The 20353-nt window shown below is 50.4% G+C and carries 18 protein-coding genes and 1 riboswitch; of the genes, 7 read left to right on the top strand and 11 right to left on the bottom strand.

The window, feature by feature from the left end:
* Positions 1 to 39: 39 nt before the first annotated feature.
* The 3 genes from IQ256_RS30350 to IQ256_RS09995 all read right to left on the bottom strand — a co-directional run bounded on the left by IQ256_RS30350 (position 40) and on the right by IQ256_RS09995 (position 3319).
* On the bottom strand, positions 40 to 2166 hold the full coding sequence (locus IQ256_RS30350) for an adenylate/guanylate cyclase domain-containing protein (protein WP_193855404.1): 2127 nt from the start codon (positions 2164 to 2166) through the stop codon (positions 40 to 42).
* 72 nt (positions 2167 to 2238) lie between these two features.
* A complete protein-coding gene (locus IQ256_RS10000) occupies positions 2239 to 2673 on the bottom strand; it encodes an NUDIX hydrolase (RefSeq protein WP_193855403.1) in 435 nt (144 codons plus the stop codon).
* Positions 2674 to 2872: 199 nt separating this feature from the next.
* Positions 2873 to 3319 carry a DUF3531 family protein gene (locus tag IQ256_RS09995; RefSeq protein ID WP_193855402.1) on the bottom strand — a complete coding sequence of 149 codons (447 nt, stop codon included), beginning with the start codon at positions 3317 to 3319 and terminating at the stop codon, positions 2873 to 2875.
* An 84-nt stretch (positions 3320 to 3403) separates the two neighbouring features.
* Between IQ256_RS09995 and IQ256_RS09990 the strand changes: the two genes are divergently transcribed.
* Positions 3404 to 4057, top strand: coding sequence for an ABC transporter ATP-binding protein (locus IQ256_RS09990; protein ID WP_193855413.1), 654 nt, complete (start codon positions 3404 to 3406; stop codon positions 4055 to 4057).
* 14 nt (positions 4058 to 4071) lie between these two features.
* Positions 4072 to 4914: a 16S rRNA (guanine(527)-N(7))-methyltransferase RsmG gene (gene rsmG / locus IQ256_RS09985; RefSeq protein ID WP_193855401.1), complete on the top strand. Its 843-nt coding sequence runs from the start codon at positions 4072 to 4074 to the stop codon at positions 4912 to 4914.
* An 86-nt stretch (positions 4915 to 5000) separates the two neighbouring features.
* On the opposite strand, the gene IQ256_RS09980 is transcribed toward rsmG, so the two are convergent.
* Both IQ256_RS09980 and IQ256_RS09975 read right to left on the bottom strand, forming a co-directional pair.
* Positions 5001 to 5447 (bottom strand): tellurite resistance TerB family protein, encoded by a 447-nt coding sequence (locus tag IQ256_RS09980; protein ID WP_193855400.1) that lies wholly within the window; start codon positions 5445 to 5447, stop codon positions 5001 to 5003.
* A 271-nt stretch (positions 5448 to 5718) separates the two neighbouring features.
* Entirely contained in the window at positions 5719 to 6144 is a 426-nt protein-coding gene (locus IQ256_RS09975) for a DUF4278 domain-containing protein (RefSeq protein WP_193855399.1), read from the bottom strand.
* A gap of 38 nt (positions 6145 to 6182) precedes the next feature.
* Positions 6183 to 6266, bottom strand: a riboswitch (Glutamine riboswitch).
* 428 nt (positions 6267 to 6694) lie between these two features.
* Here IQ256_RS09975 and IQ256_RS09970 point away from each other — a divergent pair.
* Entirely contained in the window at positions 6695 to 7564 is an 870-nt protein-coding gene (locus IQ256_RS09970; protein WP_193855398.1) for a 6-carboxytetrahydropterin synthase, read from the top strand.
* A gap of 159 nt (positions 7565 to 7723) precedes the next feature.
* Here the strand turns inward: IQ256_RS09970 and ftsH3 are convergent, their stop codons facing one another.
* The 4 genes from ftsH3 to IQ256_RS30030 all read right to left on the bottom strand — a co-directional run bounded on the left by ftsH3 (position 7724) and on the right by IQ256_RS30030 (position 12627).
* Complete coding sequence (gene ftsH3 / locus IQ256_RS09965) at positions 7724 to 9565, bottom strand: ATP-dependent zinc metalloprotease FtsH3 (protein WP_193855397.1); 1842 nt, start codon at positions 9563 to 9565, stop codon at positions 7724 to 7726.
* Between the two features lie 185 nt (positions 9566 to 9750).
* Positions 9751 to 10605, bottom strand: a complete 855-nt coding sequence (locus tag IQ256_RS09960) for an aminotransferase class IV (protein ID WP_193855396.1) — start codon at positions 10603 to 10605, stop codon at positions 9751 to 9753.
* 91 nt (positions 10606 to 10696) lie between these two features.
* Complete coding sequence (locus tag IQ256_RS09955) at positions 10697 to 12364, bottom strand: MBL fold metallo-hydrolase (protein WP_193855395.1); 1668 nt, start codon at positions 12362 to 12364, stop codon at positions 10697 to 10699.
* A 140-nt stretch (positions 12365 to 12504) separates the two neighbouring features.
* Entirely contained in the window at positions 12505 to 12627 is a 123-nt protein-coding gene (locus IQ256_RS30030; protein ID WP_006454305.1) for a hypothetical protein, read from the bottom strand.
* Between the two features lie 73 nt (positions 12628 to 12700).
* On the opposite strand from IQ256_RS30030, the gene IQ256_RS09950 reads away from it, so the two are divergent.
* On the top strand, positions 12701 to 13381 hold the full coding sequence (locus IQ256_RS09950) for a DNA-3-methyladenine glycosylase (RefSeq protein WP_193855394.1): 681 nt from the start codon (positions 12701 to 12703) through the stop codon (positions 13379 to 13381).
* 125 nt (positions 13382 to 13506) lie between these two features.
* Here IQ256_RS09950 and IQ256_RS09945 read toward each other — a convergent pair whose 3' ends face one another.
* The gene (locus tag IQ256_RS09945) at positions 13507 to 14151 is read right to left on the bottom strand and encodes a sporulation/spore germination protein (protein ID WP_193855393.1); all 645 of its coding nucleotides are present in this window, start codon (positions 14149 to 14151) and stop codon (positions 13507 to 13509) included.
* Positions 14152 to 14303: 152 nt separating this feature from the next.
* Between IQ256_RS09945 and IQ256_RS09940 the strand changes: the two genes are divergently transcribed.
* On the top strand, positions 14304 to 15335 hold the full coding sequence (locus IQ256_RS09940) for an aspartate carbamoyltransferase catalytic subunit (protein ID WP_193855392.1): 1032 nt from the start codon (positions 14304 to 14306) through the stop codon (positions 15333 to 15335).
* A gap of 3 nt (positions 15336 to 15338) precedes the next feature.
* Here IQ256_RS09940 and IQ256_RS09935 read toward each other — a convergent pair whose 3' ends face one another.
* A complete protein-coding gene (locus IQ256_RS09935) occupies positions 15339 to 16040 on the bottom strand; it encodes a hypothetical protein (protein WP_193855391.1) in 702 nt (233 codons plus the stop codon).
* 249 nt (positions 16041 to 16289) lie between these two features.
* On the opposite strand from IQ256_RS09935, the gene abc-f reads away from it, so the two are divergent.
* Complete coding sequence (gene abc-f, locus IQ256_RS09930; protein WP_193855390.1) at positions 16290 to 18020, top strand: ribosomal protection-like ABC-F family protein; 1731 nt, start codon at positions 16290 to 16292, stop codon at positions 18018 to 18020.
* Between the two features lie 607 nt (positions 18021 to 18627).
* Positions 18628 to 20241 carry a 2,3-bisphosphoglycerate-independent phosphoglycerate mutase gene (gene gpmI, locus IQ256_RS09925; RefSeq protein WP_193855389.1) on the top strand — a complete coding sequence of 538 codons (1614 nt, stop codon included), beginning with the start codon at positions 18628 to 18630 and terminating at the stop codon, positions 20239 to 20241.
* Positions 20242 to 20353: the final 112 nt, after the last annotated feature.

Below are 20353 nucleotides of genomic sequence, written 5' to 3'. Positions count from 1 at the left end.
CCTTTAGCGCTCTCCGGTGTTCTTGAGGTAACAGATTTTCTAGCTTGTGAACAACCCTTCTAGGATATTGACTCGAAAGACAGACAGGCTTTTCCCCTTTCGCGGCTCAATATCACCTACAGGCGCAAACTCGTATAGATTGCTCAGACGCCTGACGACTGCCTCGGTGACATAAATGCTGCTCGGCTCGGCGGCTGACTGAACATGATGCGCGGTTATCACTGTATCGCCCCATATGTCATAGATCAGCCGCTGTGTGCCCACCGTGCCAGCTATGACCTCTCCGGTATGAACGCCTATTCGCATCTTTAGATCGACTTTCCATTCACGATTGATTTGGGCGACGATCTGGAACGACTCAGCGGCAAAGTCAATTACCCGTTTGGCGTGATCTAGCCGCGCTACCGACAAACCGCTCACTGCTAGGTACTCACTGCCGGTCGTCTTGATCTTTTCGACGCCGTGACTCTCGGTCGCTTCGTCTAGTGCTTTGACTAATTCGTTCAATATCTCGATCGCTTGTTTGGGCTTGAGCGCTTCTGTCATCCGCTGAAAATTCAGCACGTTCATAAAGATAACCGTGACGCTCTCTGCTTCATCGGCAACCAGGTTCTCACCTTTTCTTATGCGCTTGGCCACTGAAGCAGGAAACATGTTCAAAAGCAGCGCTTCAGTTTCCTGCGTCTTTTGAGCGACTAAGGCGTTGGCCTTATAGTTCTTTTTAACCATGTGATTGAATGCTTTAGCCAGTTCGCCTAACTCGTCGTCCGCTAGCACTTCAACAAATGCTTCTTGATGCCCTGCCGCTAGGCGACGAAAACCTTCACTAAGCTGATTGACAGGCTTTAAAAAGGCCCTTGCTAGCCATAGGGAAGCCAGCGTGATCAAGAATACTAGCCCGGCAGCCGAGATCAAAACGCGCCTGGCAAATACGGCAACAGGCGCGAAAATTTCGGCTTGATTGATCTCGGAGATGATGATCCAGTTGACGCCTCGAATATCTAGCTGTGTGTAAGCGCTAAGGACAGGTTGACCTAGATAGTTAGTCACTGTATCGACGCCAGATTGTCCATTCTGGGCGCGGTCGATCGTTGGGTTATTGACTGGCTGAGTGAGGATCGAGGTTTCTAACTGTCTGATGCGATCACCTTGTTCGAGATCTATTGTGGTAGAGGCGATCGCATCAAAATACGCATCAGGATCTTCCAGCCGCGCCCTAGAATCTGAGCGCATCGTAGCGTCCTCACCGACTATAAAAGTCTCTCCCGTTTCGCCCAAACCATCAGCGGCCCAGCGCTGGTTGCCGGTCATCACCCGGTTAATTTCGTCGACTGAAAGCTGTATGGCCATGACGCCAACCAGCTCTACCCCGTCGTAAATAGGCGTCGCCATGAACGCAGCAGGCGCACTGTAGGAAGGCAGGTAGAACTCAAAATCGACCATAGCAACATAGCCGCTATTCTGCCTTTGAGCATCTCTATAGACTTCTGCAAGGTTAGAGCTAGCAGTGCCAAAAAGAAGACTCGTAGCAAAATCAATCTCTTTTTCGACGGAATAAACAACATTTCCTTGATTGTCGATCAAGAACAGATCGTAGTAGCCAAACTCTTCGACCACCTCTCTAAAAATAGGGTGATAGCGTTTGTGAGCTTGACTGTAGTCGGTGCGATCGCCTGGCCCTTCAAACGCTTCCCTATCACCAACGGGATTAGGATTTTCGACAATGTATTCAAACTGCAAGTAGCGAGCAGCTAGAGCAGCGGGCAGATAGATATCCGAGTTGACCTCGCGGCCTGTTTTCTCTGCCAGCGCTGGCGCAAATTCGTTTCGATAAAAGTCGCGCAGTCCATTTGTTCGCCGCGCGTCAATCGAGGCAGACTCGTCTAATACCAAGTCATACGCCGCCGTAAAAGCCTTCATCGCCTCAACGGTGCTAGGTGCGTTGCCATAGACTTGGACTTCGCTACGCAGCGTTTGAAAGTAGTTTTCTATCTGCCTAGCCTTGGCGGCGCGTAGGCTGGTGAGCTGGTTTTCAAAGCTGCCAGCCAGCGCTTTTTGGCCGCTGCGATAGCCTTCGTAAGCGATCACTACAATTGAGCCGATGCTGACAGCTAGCAGCATCGACATTAGCTTCGACTGAATACTCAAACGGTTAAAACTACGCACACACAACCTTTTGCATTACGAAACGGAGTCAGCCGAAACGTCAGAATGCTTGTTTTTTCCGAGGTGATCGCACTACTGACTTGTTAGAAATTTCAGACAGATCTCAGGCACCAGCCAGAGTCGCCCGCTCAAGACATCGGCGGTTTTGATCCAAAAGGCTTGGGTAGTGCGATCACCTTCTACTAGATCAAACTTTTCATCTAGCTGATAGAACGCCACATCGACAAACCGAGCGCGAAATAGCTGAACTAGCTCGTGTTTGGGCTTGCCATTGAGCGTAAAGATGTTGTCTAGACAGCTTAGATACTCGATATCTGTCAGCTCGGCCTGAATTTCCTCTTGAAACTCGCGGGACAGGGCGGCCTCGCTAGTCTCACCAAAGTCAATACCGCCACCTAAGAACCGATAAAATATTTTCTTTGTTTTTGGGTCTTGTCCCTGGCTGACGAAAAGGTGGTTTCGGTGTTCTATCAGCCCTAGGGCAATAGGGCGAATGCGTTTGGGCATAGCTGTCTTTGACGTTTAGTCTTTTGTTCGTTGAGTCTCTTGTTCGTTGAGTCTCTTGTTCGTTGAGTCTCTTGTTCGTTGAGTCTTTTAGCGTTCAATCTGCAAGCGTTTAAGTTTTAGACATTCGGCTGTGTGCTCTACCCCGTGCGCTCTTATCTACGTTGGCTTTTTACGTTGGCTATTTTTGGAAGCTGGCTAGCTAGTCTGGGAAAGCCGCTTCAGGGTTCTCTTGTGGAGTAGGCCAATCTTCGTTTTCACCGCCGATGATAATCCGGCGAATTTCGACGTAGTCTTTACTGAACTGACGCACGGTGTTGATCAATATATCTAGCGCGATCGCATCTGTCGTGCCTAAATCAAACCAGCAGCGACCCCACAGCCCTTTGAATTCGACCTCAGCCATATTGTGCATTAGCGAAAGCAGCGATTCCTCGGCGGCATCTTCGTCGTAGTCAAAGTAGCTAATATCTACGCCGGTCTCTTGCACCTGAAGATTCTCAGCATTGAACCCACCCAGCTTCCCCATAAAATACCAGGAAGCAAAAATCTCTTCAACGTACTGCTGCTCAGGAATAGACGGCACCGTCTCAAACTCTAGCCAGATCCATAGATTGAAAAAATCACACTCGCGAAACTGAACCTGCACAGCGCTACTCCACACAAAAGCCACTAGCACTATAGAGTAAAGCTAGGGGATAAAGTCATCATTCCTGGTTCATCTTTGCCACCAATGCTTCACCTGCGCGATATCAGCTACCATCCCACTGTCACACCCACACCTATCCTCAGACAAATCTCTTTCGATCTTGCCCCTAAGCAGCTAGGTCTAATCGTCGGCCCTAGCGGTTCTGGCAAAAGCACTCTTCTCGAAATCTTGTCAGGACTAGCTACCCCCACTGATGGCCAAATCTTTTGGAGAGAGAAACCGCTGCTGCCGGAGGCGCTTCAGCAGATAGGCGGGCTAGTCTTTCAGTTTCCTGAGCGTCACTTTTGTGGTCATACTGTCTTTGAAGAGCTAAATATAGGCCACCATCCTAAGCTCAGCGCTGACCGCGTTTACGAAGCCCTAGCAGCAGTCGGCCTCGGCGATCTATCTTTCCAGGCGTCACCGCAGCAACTTAGCGGCGGACAGCAAAGACGACTAGCCCTAGCCGTTCAGCTAATTCGTCAACCCTATCTATTACTCTTAGACGAACCCACCGCCGGGCTTGACTGGTCTATGCGTCAGCAGCTAGTCAATCTACTTGCTCAGCTCAAACAAGAGTGGAGTTTACTGATCGTCTCCCATGACGCCGAAGATCTCATCGACATTGCCGACTACTGCTGGACAATCGATCATGGCCAGCTTTCTAGCGCCGATTCAGACCAGTTTCGCCGATCGTGATATCCTCTTCCCCGATGACAAACCTGCTTCCAACCCATCTTGACCTCTGGCAATCGACGCTAAGCTGGCAGCCAACTATCGAACAGCAGCGGCTGTTTCAAGCGCTTTATACACAGATCCTATCCGGGAACCAGCAGCTAAATCTTACTCGCATTACCGAACCCGAAGATTTTTGGGAAAAGCATCTTTGGGACTCGCTGAGCGGCTTGGCTCCCTGGCTAGCTGATCTGGCCGCAGCGACTACGCCGGAACCAAGCCCAAACCTGCCAGTGAACACCCTGCCAGTGAACACCCTGCCAGTGAACACAGAGACTAGTTTGAGCTTCGAGGATACCGAGTCTATTCCACTGAGAATGATTGATATTGGCACAGGCGGCGGATTTCCAGGGATACCAGCCGCGATCGCGCTCTCTCCTTTCACGATCGACCTTACCCTAGTAGACGCTACTCGTAAAAAGATCTTTTTCTTGCAAACGCTTTGTCAGCAGCTTGGTCTTAGCGCCGACTGCATCGCCACTCGCGCCGAAGCGCTAGGCCGAGACGCCCACCACCGCGAGACCTATGATCTAGCCTTAATCAGGGCCGTTGGATCAGCCGCCACCTGCGCGGAATATGTCCTGCCTTTTCTAAAAGTGGGTGGTCAAGCTGTGATCTATCGGGGCCAGTGGACTCTAGAGGAAACGGACGCACTTATCCCTGTAATTGAATTGCTCGGCGGCGAGCTTACTGACCTCCAAAGCTGGCAAACGCCGCTGACACACAGCAGTCGACATTGCTTATTCATCCACAAAGAACAGCCCATATCGACAGATTTTCCACGGGCAGTTGGGATTCCGGGAAAGTCGCCGTTGACATAGCTCTATTTTTTGGATCTAGATTCCCTGGTTTAGTGCTCTATCCAAGCTAATTGATCTCTACCCTCATTTTGCGACCTGACGCTGCGCTAAGCTTGGTTTTTGATCGTCATGACTTCAACGATCTTGAGTGCTAGCTCATCAGGAATGGCGAGTATCCGCCGCAAGTCGTCGATAAAAGCCTGCTCTTCTTTAGAGATCGTGCCGTCGGCAAATGCAAGATCAACCGCAAAGGTGAAAGCTGCTGGCGCTAGCTGAGGGGGAAGAGCAGCTTTTGCACTTTGGATCAAGATCATCGGGCCGTGCTTATCCAAACATTCGAGCAGGTAGCTGCGAATACGAGAGAAGCCGCCTTCGGTAACATCTTTGAATAGCTGCATCCGACTAAGCCGTAGCACCATGGCTTCGTTTTCGGCATCAGAGAGATAGCCGTCAGAGGCGATCGCTACCAGGCAAATCGCCGTAAATGCTTCCACCACGTTCATTGCGACTCTAGCTTCACCCACAGTCTTGAACATGGCATCAAAAATCCCCATAGCCTAATCCTCTCACTCTGTTGCACTTCAACCAGTGTGGACAAGGTCGGGGGCGTTCTACCAGCTTAGTGTGCTGCAATCCGCTAGAAGCATTTACGAGAAGTGAGCATTAGCCTAGAACCCCTACGCAAAAAGGGAGAAAGTCACGACTTTCCCCCTTCCTTCAAATAGATACCACCCACTAGACAGCTCGCTAGTCTAGCATCTCCAATTCTGGCATCTCCAATTCTGGCATCTCCAATTCTGGCATCTCCAATTCTGGCATCTCCAATCAGACGCTTTGACGCATCTCAGACTCTAGCTGTTCTAGCAAAGCCTGATTGCCCCTTTGCTTAGCGACCTCCATTCGATGCTGAAGCGATCGCGCAATATTTTGCTGATGGAGCGCAGTAGACTCTTCGAGCAAAGCCCGCCTAGCCCGCGAGGCAGAGCTGTGACCTGTTAGCTTGCCGCCTAGAGTTGTCCAGGTATTTGGAGTCGCTGTATCATTGCCGAGCTGCTGGATCTCGCCTGTGCGCGTAGTCTGATAGGCCGATCCTCGGTAGCTCAGACGCTCGGCTGGCTGAGGAATAGGCACATGGCGGACATATTTGTATTGAGACTGCTGACCTCGGTACTGAGTAGAAGCGTTGCTAGGGGTAACTTCTAGTACTGGGGGATTGTAGTCGTATTCGACGCCGCGATAAGTTAGTTTCATTCTCTTCGTTCCTTGAAAGTTAGCGTGGTTGGGTTAGGAACGCGTTCCTTCAGGCTCAGCGGGAGCTGCTGTCCTTACTTCCGTCTCGAACTACTACCTAAAGATCAATCGAGATGAACGAACTCAGATTTCTTCTGTTTCTGTATCTATTTTTACAATTTTTCCAAAAAATAACAACTCAGCATGACATTCGGATATCCGTCTCATATTTCTTTAATCTCAATCAGAGAAAGGGATTGACGCTATTGAAGTTATCTATCCTATTCAAATTCTTCATAAGACGACAAATTAATATACATTTACGGAACTTACTTAGCACATCGCCTTCATCTATTGGATTCGATAGATAGTTTGATCAGGAGTTCAAGCATTCAAACGCGCTTGCAAACGTCAGCTTTTATTCGGCTATCTAACCGTTACAAGCGACTGGTTTTATCTAGAATAGGATCGTAGAGGTCCCAGAGCGTAAGTTGCTCTTGAAGCCTAGAGCGTAAATAGCTCTTTAGACTCTGGGTTCGTTCTTTGTCGATTTTGGTAGTTTATCTCCTGCATGAAATGCATCATCAATCGGCGATCGCAGTTTTCCGCCAGCCATCGCTATTGGCTACCTGAGCTCAGCCCAGCAGAGAACCTTCAGCGTTTTGGCAAATGCACCACAAAGCCTGGACACGGCCACAATTACGTACTGAACGTTTCATTAGAAGGTGAGCTCGATCCTTACGGCATGGTGCTCGATCTGGCCAAAGCCAAAGCCATCATCCGCCAAGAAATCATCGACGCGCTCGATTTTTCATATCTCAACGAAACTTGGCCAGAATTCAAAAAAACGCTGCCCACTACCGAGCATGTGGCTCAGACAATTTGGCAGCGCCTGAAGACTCACTTACCCATTGTGGATATTCAGCTATTTGAGACACCTGAGCTATGGGCCAACTACAAAGGAAATGGAATGGAAGCGTATTTAACGGTATCCGATCACTTCAGCGCTGCTCATCAGCTAGCCCTGCCACAGCTCAGCGAGGAAGAAAATCGAGCAATCTACGGTAAGTGCGCTAGCCCCAACGGTCACGGTCATAACTATCAAGTTGAGGTAACGGTCAAAGGGCAAATCGACCCGCGAACCGGCATGATCGTCGATTTAGGGGATTTGCAAAGTGCGATCGCCCACCACGTCATCGAAAGATTCGATCACACCTTCCTCAACAAAGACGTTCCCTACTTTAGTAGCGTCGTTCCCACCGCCGAAAATATCGTCATTCATATCTGTCACCTACTCCACCAACCCGTCGCCGATATCGGGGCAACCCTTCACAAAGTAAAACTGATCGAAAGCCCAAACAACTCTGCCGAAGTCATAGCAGAATCTATCGACCACCCAAGCAAAAATGAGCGAAGCTCACAATCTTTGGCAGCGGTTTGAAATCACCTTAGCGGCTTTTTGCTCAAACATTTCTAACCATTGCAACCAGTCAGAAGCAGCCTCCAAGAAACACTAAAAAAGCCGTCCCTTATGTAAGGGACGACTTTTAGATGAGGCTTCTAGCTAATCAATCTTCGAGTAAGTACTCTAAGGCATCGTCTAGGCAATAGTAGCCATCTTCGCATTGCTATTGGCAAGCAATGTCTGCAGCTCTTCAGAATCGACAGTTTCTTTATCTACCAGCATATCTGCTAGCTGATCTAGAATGTGACGATTTTCTACTAGCACCTGCTTACAGCGAGCATAGGCCTGGTCAACTAGAGATCGAACTTCAGCATCGATCGATGCCGCTGTCTTCTCAGAAAAGTCACGCTCGCTGGCAATATCGCGACCCAGGAACGGGTTGCCCTGCTGACGACCGAGCGCCACCGGCCCTAGAATGTCACTCATGCCAAACCGGGTCACCATCTGACGGGCCGTATTCGCGACTTGCTGCAAGTCATTAGAAGCACCAGTGGTCACTTCTTCATCGCCAAAGACAATCTCTTCAGCCAAACGACCGCCCAAAGCGACTGCCATTTGGTTCTGTAAATAAGAGCGAGAGTATAGACCAGACTCCAAGCGTTCTTCACTAGGCGTAAACCAAGTTAAACCGCCCGCCCGTCCACGAGGGATAATGCTGATTTTTTGAACCGGGTCGTAGTCAGGCATCAAAGCACCAACCAAGGCGTGACCCGCTTCGTGATAGGCCACTAGCACTTTACGCTTTTCGCTCATGACCCGATCTTTCTTCTCGGGCCCGGCCAATACGCGATCAATTGCATCGTTGACTTCATCCATTGCAATCTCAGTGAGATTGCGGCGGGCTGCCAAAATAGCGGCTTCGTTCAACAGGTTAGACAGATCGGCACCGGTAAAACCAGGCGTGCGACGAGCGATCTTCTCTAGATCGACATCTTGAGAGAAGGTCTTGCCGCGAGAGTGAACGTTGAGAATCTCCAGGCGACCCGAGTAGTCAGGGCGATCGACGACCACCTGACGGTCGAAACGACCAGGACGCAGGAGGGCAGCATCCAAGACATCAGGGCGGTTAGTCGCCGCAATGATGATGATGCCTGTGTTGCCTTCAAAGCCATCCATCTCGGTCAGTAGCTGGTTGAGCGTTTGCTCGCGCTCGTCGTTACCACCGCCTAGACCGGCCCCTCGTTGACGACCAACGGCGTCAATCTCATCGATAAAGACGATACAGGGCGCGTTTGACTTAGCTTGCTCGAACAGGTCGCGCACACGAGAGGCACCCACACCGACGAACATCTCGACAAACTCAGAACCAGAGATAGAGAAGAAGGGAACGCCTGCCTCACCTGCGACGGCTTTAGCCAGAAGCGTTTTACCTGTACCTGGAGGGCCGACTAGCAGCACACCTTTGGGAATCTTGGCACCAATTGCCGTAAAGCGATCGGCGTTCTTCAAGAAGTCAACGACTTCGGTCAGTTCCAGCTTGGCTTGATCAATACCCGCTACATCACCAAAAGTGACTTGAGTCTGAGGCTCCATCTGCACCCGTGCTTTGGATTTACCAAAGTTCATGGCCTGACTGCCAGGGCCGTTAGAAGCGCGGCGGAACAGGAAGAAGAGCGCAACCAGCAGCAAAGCTGGAATAATCAGAGCGCTGAACAACCTAACAAAAGCGTTTTCGTCTTGGGTCGGTTGGACTGTGATGTCCACGTTGTTTTCTGTGAGCAGCTCGACCAGACCAGGGTCTTGAGGCAGATTGACAACGACGCGGCCTGTACCGTCTGGTGAGGCAAAGCGAGCCTGAGATTTATCCGATGTAATGGATACGCTCTCAACACGCCCTTGCTGAACGTCGTTAATAAACTGGCTATAGCGCTGAGACTGGGTCTCGACGCGAGGTTGATCGAAAAATGCAGTTGCCAATGCGATGACAACAACGACGAGTAGTACGTAAAGACCCGCGTTTCTCCAGCGTTTATTCACCGGGTGGAAGCCTCCTTTAAATAGTTGAGTGAGGATGCTTAGTCTTAAAGCTGGCCAATTTTTTGAAGAAGACGTTCATCAGGCTGTAAGAGACGCTGCTTTCGCACTGCTCTACAGCAAAATGGTCTAAAACTGAAGCCTGAAGCTCAACACTGATAGCTTAATTCCTTCGTTATTAACTTATGTTAACTCATTTCAGGAATCATCGACTTTTCTTCTGTCAAACTCGCTAGCTGCCGCTGTAACGCTTTAAGGCTGGCATTTTGAACGTTGTACTTTAGTGTAATGTCTCTATCTAGGATTGTGTGAATAGGCAAAAGCCCAACAACACAGTTGCTGTAGGCGATCGCATCAAACCCTGCCACCGCCGCCCTAGTCCAAGGCGATCCGTTTACCTTCATGCCCTTTGCACTCAGCAACGTTTGTAATCGCTGTCTCATCAATCCCGGTAAACACTGCGTTTGCAGCGGCGTCCACCACTGCCCTTGAGCGACGCCCCATAGATTGCCAGTCGCAGTTTCTAGCCACTCTCTTTTAGAGTTCATCAAAATAGCTTCTTGAGCGCCCGCTCTTTGAGCCTGTTTTCGAGCCTGCCAGCAAGCCAGATAATTGCCCGTTTTGTGCCGGGGAAAGCTCCGCTGATAATCAGTAGAGGCTAGCTGGCAAGTCACGCCTTCAGTTTGTTGCTGGGTTAGGCAAGGCGGTAAGTTACGACCTGTGATCCAAACTTTACCGTCAGGAAACACGGTGAGTCGTAGGACTAGATAGTGAGCTTTGAGCTGCTGTGCCCCTTGATATATGGAGAGCCAATCGGGCTGTACCCAATCAAAGTAAGTAAGGGATTGGGTGAGGCGATCGCAGTGCGCTTTCCACATCGTCATTGGATGGGCTAAATCTTGCCCATATACCCGCAGCGTGGTGAACACGCTGGCACCAAACCGCAAAGCCGCCGTATCGAAATTCGGACCCGAAAGAAACCCAGCACCGCTCTCGCCGTTCTCAAACAAATATCCGTCATACCAGAACAGACCTTCCGTCATTTGGCACTGCTCCTATAGCAAATCCCTCGGCTAGCAAATCCCTCGGCTAGCAAATCCCTCGGCGAATCCCCCCGATCAATAACTGGATGAATCACTCAGTACTCGATCTGCGACTAGCCCCGCCAGCCGATCGTTCAAAAACGCCGCACGTTCCGTCAGACGTTACCTGCAACCCTACCAAAGGCGATTCAACATTACGACAGCGCTGCCCTCGAAGATGACGGCAATAATAGCAAGTGCGAGTCGGATCAGCAGCCTTTGCCGGTTTGACTCGCATCAATTCTTGCTGGTCGAGTCCGCGAATCACTAGCTGATTACCCTGCCAGCTCGCCTCCACAATCCCAGTATCTGATAGCTGCGCCCAGCGTGGATCGCTTTCTAATAGTGGCGGCAATCGTAGCTGCACGCCTTGACGATCTATATCTATCTCACCTTCGTACAGCGTGCCTTGCGGTGGCGCTGGCTGCCAAAAAGCTGAGGCCAAAGGCAGGTCAATCGACTGGGCAGGTGTAGGCAAGTGCAGATGATAGCGAGCCTGCAAATCATCTAGACTGGCCAAACTGTTTAGCTGGCGCTGGTCGCCGTGGACAAAGATTACGTGCTGTGGACGAAGATTGTGAATAAGCTGCGTTGTCCCAACGCCGTCGCAGTGATTTGTCAGCATATAGTGCTCGACTGCCTCTGAATCCACTACAGCTGCTAGTTCGGCCAACCAATCGAAGCGGTGATAGGCTCCATACATCTGTTCTGATAGCTGCGTTTGCCAGAGTGAAATACTTTCCACATCCGGCACGAATACAGTCCAATCAACCGCGCTAGCGATTCCGTAGGCGCTTGGATGGGTAGCTGGATGCACAATAAAGACCGTCGCCTCTGGCTCATCAGCTAGTAGCTCTGGCGAAATTTGAGGTTCTAAGCGTCTCACTCGAGGCAAAACGCGCTCGTCCCAAAACAGCGGCTGGTGCTGAGCAAAATTTTGTACCGTGGTGGGCAGCGCCGATAAGCAGCCCAAGTAGGCATCACAGCCTCTGGCAATCAGCGGATCTACCCAGACATTGATCGGCTGACCAGTGAAATTATGATGACTACGCATCAGCATCAACAGCTCTTGACCTAGCCCTAGTAGCGGACTAGGAAAAACAGCGCGCCCCCCATGAGCTAACGCTCCGCTCAATCGTTCAACCAGGTAGTTTTCTTGCTGCTTGCGATGAGGATGCCGCTCAGTCCCATAGCTACCTTCTACGATCAGCACGTCCGGCTTTAGGTTCCTCAGTTCTGCTAAGGGCATGCCATCGACTAGTCGCCCGTTAGAAAGGAAACAGTCACCGCTATAGAAAACGCTATAGGTGCGCTGAGGTGTCTGATAGGTCAGCAAAAAAGCAGCGGCTCCTGGCATATGGCCCGCTGGCCAGAGCTGTACAGACAGCCCAGGGGCAATTTCGACTGGCGATCGCCACGGCAAAGACCGACAAAAATCTGTATCACTTTGCCCCGGCCAGTTTAAAGGCAACAGCCGAGTGGTCACCTCGCTAGCGAATATTGGCAGCAGAGGAAAGGTGCGATGTAGCGCCAGCAGTCCTCGCATATGGTCGGTATGAGCGTGGCTGCAGAAGGCAAAGTCGGCAGGCTTGGCTCGAAGCGCAGTGATATCGGCTAGACCACAGTCAAACAAAATAGAGTAGGGGCCAATCTGAATACTCAGACAGACCCCCTCATCTTCATAGCCGACGCTATGGGGCAAACAAGACAGCTCAGTCACAGGGGGGCGCTATATGCACAGACCATGCATTGAAAATTGGAAAAAACAGGTAGAAAAACCGCAGAATTGCGACGCGACTAATACTAATAAAGTACTAATAAAGTTATCTCAGCAAACAAAGTTATCTCAGTAGAAAGCACTTAGTGAGCAGATCCGTTGCCGTGATAGTTTTCAGAATCGTAGAAACCGTTGCGAGTACCAAAGAACAAGCAGGCAACTGAAAACAAGCCAGTCAAGATAAAGAAAACGAGCTTGATGTCCATAAGATTAAGTTAGTTAACTTCATCTAAGATCCTAGCAACTCCACTAGAGTGAGCCAGCAATTCTTAATGGTTTATGACAAATAGTTTTGAACAGGGAAAAAACAAGCCTCGATTTACACCCCACTCATCTTTGCCTACGCCATTAGACCCGTTCTTGGAATCGCCTGCTAGATTGATCGAACCCAACTGGTGCGATCGCCCTTCCACCCAGCTCGCCCCCGATCTCCTCGGCTGCACGCTTTATCGACAGCTTTCTAGCGGCATGCTAATCCGGGCCACCATTGTCGAAACTGAAGCCTACGCCCCTGGCGATCCGGCCTGTCACGCTTACAAAGGTCTCAGCCGCCGCAACGCTGCGATGTTCGGGCCACCCGGTCACAGCTACGTCTATCTGATATACGGCATGTATCACTGCCTAAATGTCGTTAGCGAATCGACTGGAATCGGCAGTGCCGTTCTGATCAGGGCGCTAGAGCTCAATGCCATTCCTTCCCATCTCACGCCTAAACAGACTGCAAAGCCTCACCGCATTGCCGCAGGCCCAGGCAAACTCTGTAGAGCGCTAGCAATCGATCGAACCCTAGATGGAATTTTGTACCATCCTGACAATGGGCTTTGGCTAGTGCATCGACCCCGAACCATCCCCAAAAATCAGATAGTGCAGACGACTCGCATCGGTATCACTAAAGCCGCAGACAAGCCTTGGCGATGGTATCTAAAAAACAGCCAATCAGTTTCTAAGCTTGCTGCCTAGACCTGCTCTCAGATTCAAATTCAGCTGAGCCCTAAATGCAGCTAGAACAGACCTAATTACTCCACTCAAAGCTTACGCACTTGAGGAGCACGTGTTCAAGTCTTACTCACTCAATCCCAGGACGTTTAGAGGGTCAGTTCCTTCCCACTGGCGGTGAATTTTACGGTTTCTACGTCCCAATCGCTGTTGTTCAGTAGGGTTTCTTCGACGCTACCAAACAGAGCTCTTTGCTCGCAGCTAGAGAGTGAGACAAACTGGCGCTGTGAACCTGGCGCTAGCTGCATATCGACGGTTGCTATGCTGCCATTGATATCAACCTGATAGCCAGACAGCTTAAAGGCGTTGTATTCCACTGCGCCCATCGCCTTGCCTACCGCAGAGGCGATCGCTTGGTCGCTGGGTACCTGCACCGACTGCTCAACAAAATCATTACACTGATCGTCGACTGTATAGACCGAGACAGTTACCATCTCATCGGCTGCGCCTGGCTGCTTGTCAATCCCAGCACCATCCGGCTTTGCTTCAGGCTGAACCTTATCAGGCGTTTGATCTTCAGCCGCAGAGGGATCTACTTCAGCAGCAGGGGTTTCTTCTGGATCGACCGTTACCGTATCCGGCGCGGTTGCACAGCCAGCAAAGACCAAACTCAACGTCAGCGCTAAGCCCGCTATAGACGTTTGGCCACGCTGGCGAGAAATGTGTTTTTGAATAGACTCTGGCAACCGAACCATCTGACGCAATACTGAATACAGCACTATATACAAAGACATTCTCATCCTACAAAACAACTCCCCCGACCTGCCAAATTTATGTGCCAATTTGCAAAGTACGTCGATGCTATTTGTCTTGGCCAATCCTCTATAGTTGACAGCAGTTAACAGCGCACCAGTTGACAGCGCGTCCGTGCGATCGCCCCTCCTCTATGACTACCCTTCCCTGGACCCGGCAACACATCATCTCTCTAGCTGACTTTAGGCCGTCGGAGTACAAAACTATCCTTGACACAGCGCTAAGCTTTCAAGGGGTACTGGCCCGCCGTAACAAGAAGGTGCCCACCCTACAAGGGCAGGTAGTCGCTAACCTCTTTTTTGAACCGTCTACTCGCACTCGTAGCAGCTTTGAACTTGCAGCCAAAAGACTCTCTGCTGACACCTTGAACTTTAGTCCCGGCAGCTCCTCGCTATCTAAAGGGGAAACTATCCTCGATACGGCTAAGACCTATCTAGCGATGGGTACAGATTTAATGGTGATTCGCCACCAGGGATCGGGGGTGCCTGCCACTATTGCCAGAGAAATGGATCGACTAGGCTCTGGCGTCGGCGTGCTTAATGCTGGCGATGGGCAGCACGAGCATCCGTCTCAGGCGCTGCTCGATCTGCTGACGATTTGTAACTCACTAGATGCCAACCAGCCAAAGATTGAGGATCTAAAAGGTAAAAAGATAGCAATCGTGGGCGATATTTTGCATTCGCGAGTAGCCCGATCAAACCTGTGGAGCCTCAGCGCTTGCGGGGCACAGGTTCATCTAGCAGCGCCCCCAACGCTACTGCCAAAGGCGTTTAAGGCAGCTTTTTCCCAGTCGCTAGCCACTCACGCCGGAACGATAGAGCGTCAGGTATTTGTCCATTGGGCGCTAGAGCCAGCACTGGATAAGGCTGACTTTGTCATGGCGCTGAGATTACAAAAAGAGCGGATGAGCGCACATCTGCTGCCGAGCCTACGAGCATATCATCGGCAATTTGGCATTACGCGCGATCGCCTCAAAATCTGTCAGCCCACCGTCAAAATCCTGCACCCTGGCCCGACTAACCGAGGAATCGAAATCACCTCTGATCTGATGGACGATCCCCGACTTAGTCTAGTCTCCAAACAAGTTGCGAGCGGTGTCGCCGTGCGGATGGCGCTGCTGTATCTGATGGGCGGCGCTAAGAACGGAGTCGTCAACCAGCTATAAAGCCTATAGCACCCCTTCTAATTCTGAATCATCTTCCGGGGTTGATTCTGGCTCTAATTCGGCATCAGCTACTTTCTTAAACGAGTTGTGTAATTCTAATAGGTGCTCTTCAACGGCTTCGTTTTCAGGCGTGAAGCTGCTGAATAATAGGACAGTTTGGTCATCGTAGCCAATAAAAGTTGCGATCGCCCGGCTCAAAGCCACTGGTCGGTCGGCTAACCAAATCGTAAATGCCTCCTGATCGTCGATGGTCACTTGACCATAGGGACCTACCGCCGATCCCTCTGTAATAAAGCTATCGATATTGGCGTTGATCAACACGCCCGGCGGCGAATCTACAACGAAAATCTCCGTCACCACCTCATCGGGGCTTCCCTTCGTACCGTCTAGGATTTGCACATTGTCATCTGGGCTCACCGCAATCTGCCAAGACACTGGATAGTCGATCGACATGCGATCATCTGAATAGTTAGCCGTTGGCGATACCGCAGATCCGTCTTCCGCCAGCGCATCTTCACTGGGCAGATCTTCACTGGGCAGATCTTCACTGGGCAACTCAGGAACGGCAGGATCTAGATCGCCTGCTAGAGCCGGAACTGACGCCAGCGTGTCCTTGGCTTGAGCAATCTGGGCAGGCTGCAAAGAGACCAGGCCAAACCCAGCTAAGGCTAGCAAAGTAGAATTCATCAGCATAAAAATATCCATCGAACAGCTTCTATCATCTCGCTTTGTAACATCTTTGTTAAGATGTCTACATATTCGATCTCGTATCTGGCTAACTTTTCTAGCTTTCTCACCCAGTAAGGCGAAAACAAAGCATCGAGGTAGCAAGAGACGATTCAGCCAAGGGACGATCGGCTCAAGAGACTAGCCAATGAGCGTCTAAGTCTTTGTGCGCTACAGCCCTTTATCATCCCACTACACTTTTATCGTCACTCACGGAGACGTTTGTCCATGCTGCGCTTGGAAAATATCAGCAAGATTTATCCCGCCGGAGAAGTTCTAAAGGATGTGAACTGGGAGGTCAAGCCCGGTGAGCGCATTGGGCTAGTCGGCGTCAATGGTGCAGGCAAATCCACTCAGCTTAAAATTATTCAAGGCGAGATAGAACCGACTACAGGATCGATCGTCCGGCCCAGCGGACTGCATATTGCCGCGCTTAATCAAGAATTTGAGGTTGATCCCCGGCGAACTGTCCGCGAAGAATTCTGGACGGTCTTTAAAGAAGCTAACAAAATTCAACATGACCTGGCAGAAATTCCAATCAAGATGGAAAGTGCTAGCCCCAAGGAATTAAATAAGCTGATCAACCTGCTAGACAAAAAGCAGCGGCAGTTTGAAGCGCTAGATGGCTATGGCCTAGAGGCACGGATCGAAAAGATTTTGCCAGAGATGGGATTCGATAGCGATGCTGGTGAGCGACTAGTCAGCTCTTATAGTGGCGGCTGGCAAATGCGGATGGGTCTTGGCAAAGTGCTCTTGCAGTCTCCTGATCTATTGTTGCTTGACGAGCCGACTAACCACCTCGATCTAGAGACGATCGAATGGCTAGAGACCTATCTCAAGGGGCTATCGATCCCGATGGTGATTGTCTCTCATGACCGAGAGTTCCTCGATCGCCTCTGCACGTCTATTGTTGAGACAGAAAGAGGCGTCTCGACGACATATCTAGGAAACTACAGCGCTTATATCGCTCAAAAAACGGAAAATCAGGCCGCTCAGCTCAGTACCTATGAGCGACAGCAAAAAGAGCTGGCTAAGCAGCAGACGTTTGTTGATAAGTTCAGGGCCAGCGCTACGCGCAGCACCCAGGCCAAAAGTAGAGAAAAGCTGCTCGCTAAAGTAGAAAGAGTAGAAGCGCCAATTGCCGACTTGCGAGGGCTGCAGTTTCAGTTCCAGCCAGCACCGCGCAGTGGACGAGAAGTGGTCAAGATTAGCGACATGACTCATAGCTATGACGACAAGATCTTGTTTTTAGGTGCGGATCTAGAAGTAGAGCGAGGCGATCGCATTGCTTTTGTTGGACCCAACGGTGCGGGCAAATCCACCTTGCTACGTCTGATTACTGGCATCGAGTCACCGGATGACGGCAGCGTTACTATCGGCAATCACAACGTGATCCCCGGCTATTTCGAACAAAATCAGGCCGAGGCGCTCGACTTGAACAAAACCGTTATCCAAACTATCCACCATGAAGTGCCTGATTGGAAGAATGAAGAAGTTCGCACCCTGCTAGGCCGGTTTCTGTTTAGTGGCGATGCTGCTTTCAAAAAAGTAAACGCGCTTAGCGGTGGAGAAAAAGCTCGCCTAGCCTTAGCAAGAATGCTCTTGCAGCCCGCTAATTTGCTGATCCTAGATGAGCCCACAAACCATCTCGATATTCCGGCCAAAGAGATGTTGGAAACTGCGCTTAAGAACTATGACGGCACAGCGCTAATTGTCTCGCACGACCGCTACTTTATCTCTCAGGTGGCCAACAAGATAGTTGAGATTAGAGACGGCGAACTGAGAGCCTATCAAGGTGACTATCACTACTACCTAGACAAGCTGGCCGAAGAAAAAGAAAGGGCAAGGCTAGAGAAAGTAGACGCCGAAAAAGCAGCTAAGTCAGCGGCGAAACGCCAGAAACAAAAAGAAAAGCAGCGACAAAAACAAATGGCTCAAGCTGCCGCCAAAAGCTCCTGACAGCCCTAGAGAAGTAGCGCCGTAGACGGCTAGAGCCCAGCTCATGATAAAGCGTGTCGTTTCTAATCAGTTAGGCACGCTTTATTTTTAGGGGAGACTCATGTTAAATGTTTAGTTATATCCACTTACTGCTGTGTTGCACGCTTATCATCCCGTAAGATCGGGCGACCACATTGACTGGTCGCACAGTTGCAGCTAAACCTGAGCATCAAAACAACCATAAAACAAGTCGATCAAAAATATTAAGTTCAATCTTTCTCAGTGGTAAATAGAGTTACTTTAAGACTTCAGATGCGACCTTATGTTCATATATTCATATATAAGGTGGATAGCCTAGGGGCAGCCAGGAGTAGCTCATAGCAAAGTCAGCTTTTAGCTAGCCGACTTGGGCAGCGGCTAACTCGCTTTTCGACCTGCTAGTTGTTTCTTCTCATGATCTCGTTGTTCCTAACGGCGTCGTAGTACAGCTTCTATTACTACCTTTGCGTTGATCGCCTTTGCGCTGATCAGCTGAGCGCTGCTTGTATAGATGTGAAACAAGCGATACCTCAGCAAGCTTTTAATCAGCCCCGTTTTCTCACTGTTGCTAATTACAGAGGTTCCTTGTATGGCAGACTCGCCTATTTCCCCAATGGTATTAGTCATCCTTGATGGATGGGGCTGCCGAGACGACCGTGATGGTAATGCCGTTAGTCAGGCTAGTACACCGGTCGTTGATAGCCTGTGGGACACCTATCCCAAAGCTAAGATCAATACATCTGGTAAATATGTCGGATTGCCCAACGGACAGATGGGTAATTCAGAAGTCGGCCATCTCAACATTGGTGCGGGCCGGGTGGTGCCTCAAGAGCTAGTTCGCATTTCTAATGCAGTAGAAGACGGCAGCATCGAGGAAAACCTAGATCTGCTGAAGGTGTGCCAAAAGGTAGCCTACACAGGTAGTAAGCTTCACTTCGTAGGCTTGTGTTCGGATGGTGGCGTGCATGCACATCTAGACCACCTAATCGGCCTCATAGAAATGGCCAAGCGACAGGGCGTTGAGGATATCTGTATTCATGCAATCACAGACGGACGTGATACCAAGCCCACAGACGGCGAATTTGCTCTCAAAAAGCTACAGGACGCGATTGATCGAATTGGGGTTGGACAGATCGTCACGCTCAGCGGTCGATACTATGCTATGGACCGCGACAACCGCTGGGATCGCGTAGAGAAAGCCTACCGAGTCATGACTGAAAATGGCGATAGCTTTCCCAAAGACCCTTCTGTCCTATCTGCTTTAAAGGCATCGTACGAACAGGGAATAAACGATGAGTTTGTAGAACCTATTCGCTTGGCACCAGGGGCGGTTGAGGCAGAAGATGGGGTCATCTTCTTTAATTTCAGACCTGACCGAGCCCGGCAGCTAACCCAAGCGTTTGTCATGCGCGAGTTCAGAAGCTTCGAGCGCGACCCGATCTTGCCACTGACTTTTGTGACCATGACGCAGTACGACCCTTCACTACCAGTAGGCGTTGCCTTTAAGCCGCAGAGCCTAAATAACATCTTGGGGCAAGTCATTTCAGATCAGGGACTCAAGCAATTTCGCACGGCTGAGACCGAGAAGTACGCTCATGTGACTTACTTTTTTAATGGTGGCTTGGAGGATGCATTTCCCGGAGAACACAGAGAGCTAGTGCCCAGTCCGATGGTGGCCACTTATGACAAAGATCCTAAGATGTCGGCGAAAAGGGTGACCGATACGGCGATTGCAGCAGTCAACAAGCGTGAGTATTCTTTGATCGTGATCAACTACGCCAACCCTGACATGGTGGGACACACTGGCAATATGGACGCTACGATTGCAGCGCTAGAGGCAGTTGATGCAGAGTTAGGCAGACTCGTCTCGGCGGTTGTCGATGTGGGAGGCACCTCGATTATCATCGCGGACCATGGCAACGCCGAGTACATGCACGATGAAGAGGGACGCCCCTGGACCGCGCACACAACCAATCCAGTGCCGTTCATTCTGGTAGAAGGTGAAGGGTTAAAAATTCCCGGTCATGGCGCAGAAGTGCAGATCAGACAAGAGGGTGGGTGCCTAGCAGATATTGCGCCGACTATTTTGCAGATTTTACAGCTGCCGATTCCAGAAGACATGAATGGACAGTCAATGATCGTGCCGGCTCAAGCAGAGTACAAGCAGAGCAGAACGCCGGTTAAGGTGTCATTGCAGCGCTGATAGCTCCAGTGTGGATAGCTAGTGTGGCCAGACGCATTCTATTGATTGATAGCGATGTCGATTGATGACCTCTCCTAGCTCAGACGCTACCAGTTCATCTATGTTCTGCGAT

The organism is cf. Phormidesmis sp. LEGE 11477 (assembly GCF_015207105.1).
Classification (GTDB): Bacteria; Cyanobacteriota; Cyanobacteriia; order Phormidesmidales; family Phormidesmidaceae; genus Phormidesmis.
This window is presented reverse-complemented; position numbering and strand designations above follow the sequence as displayed.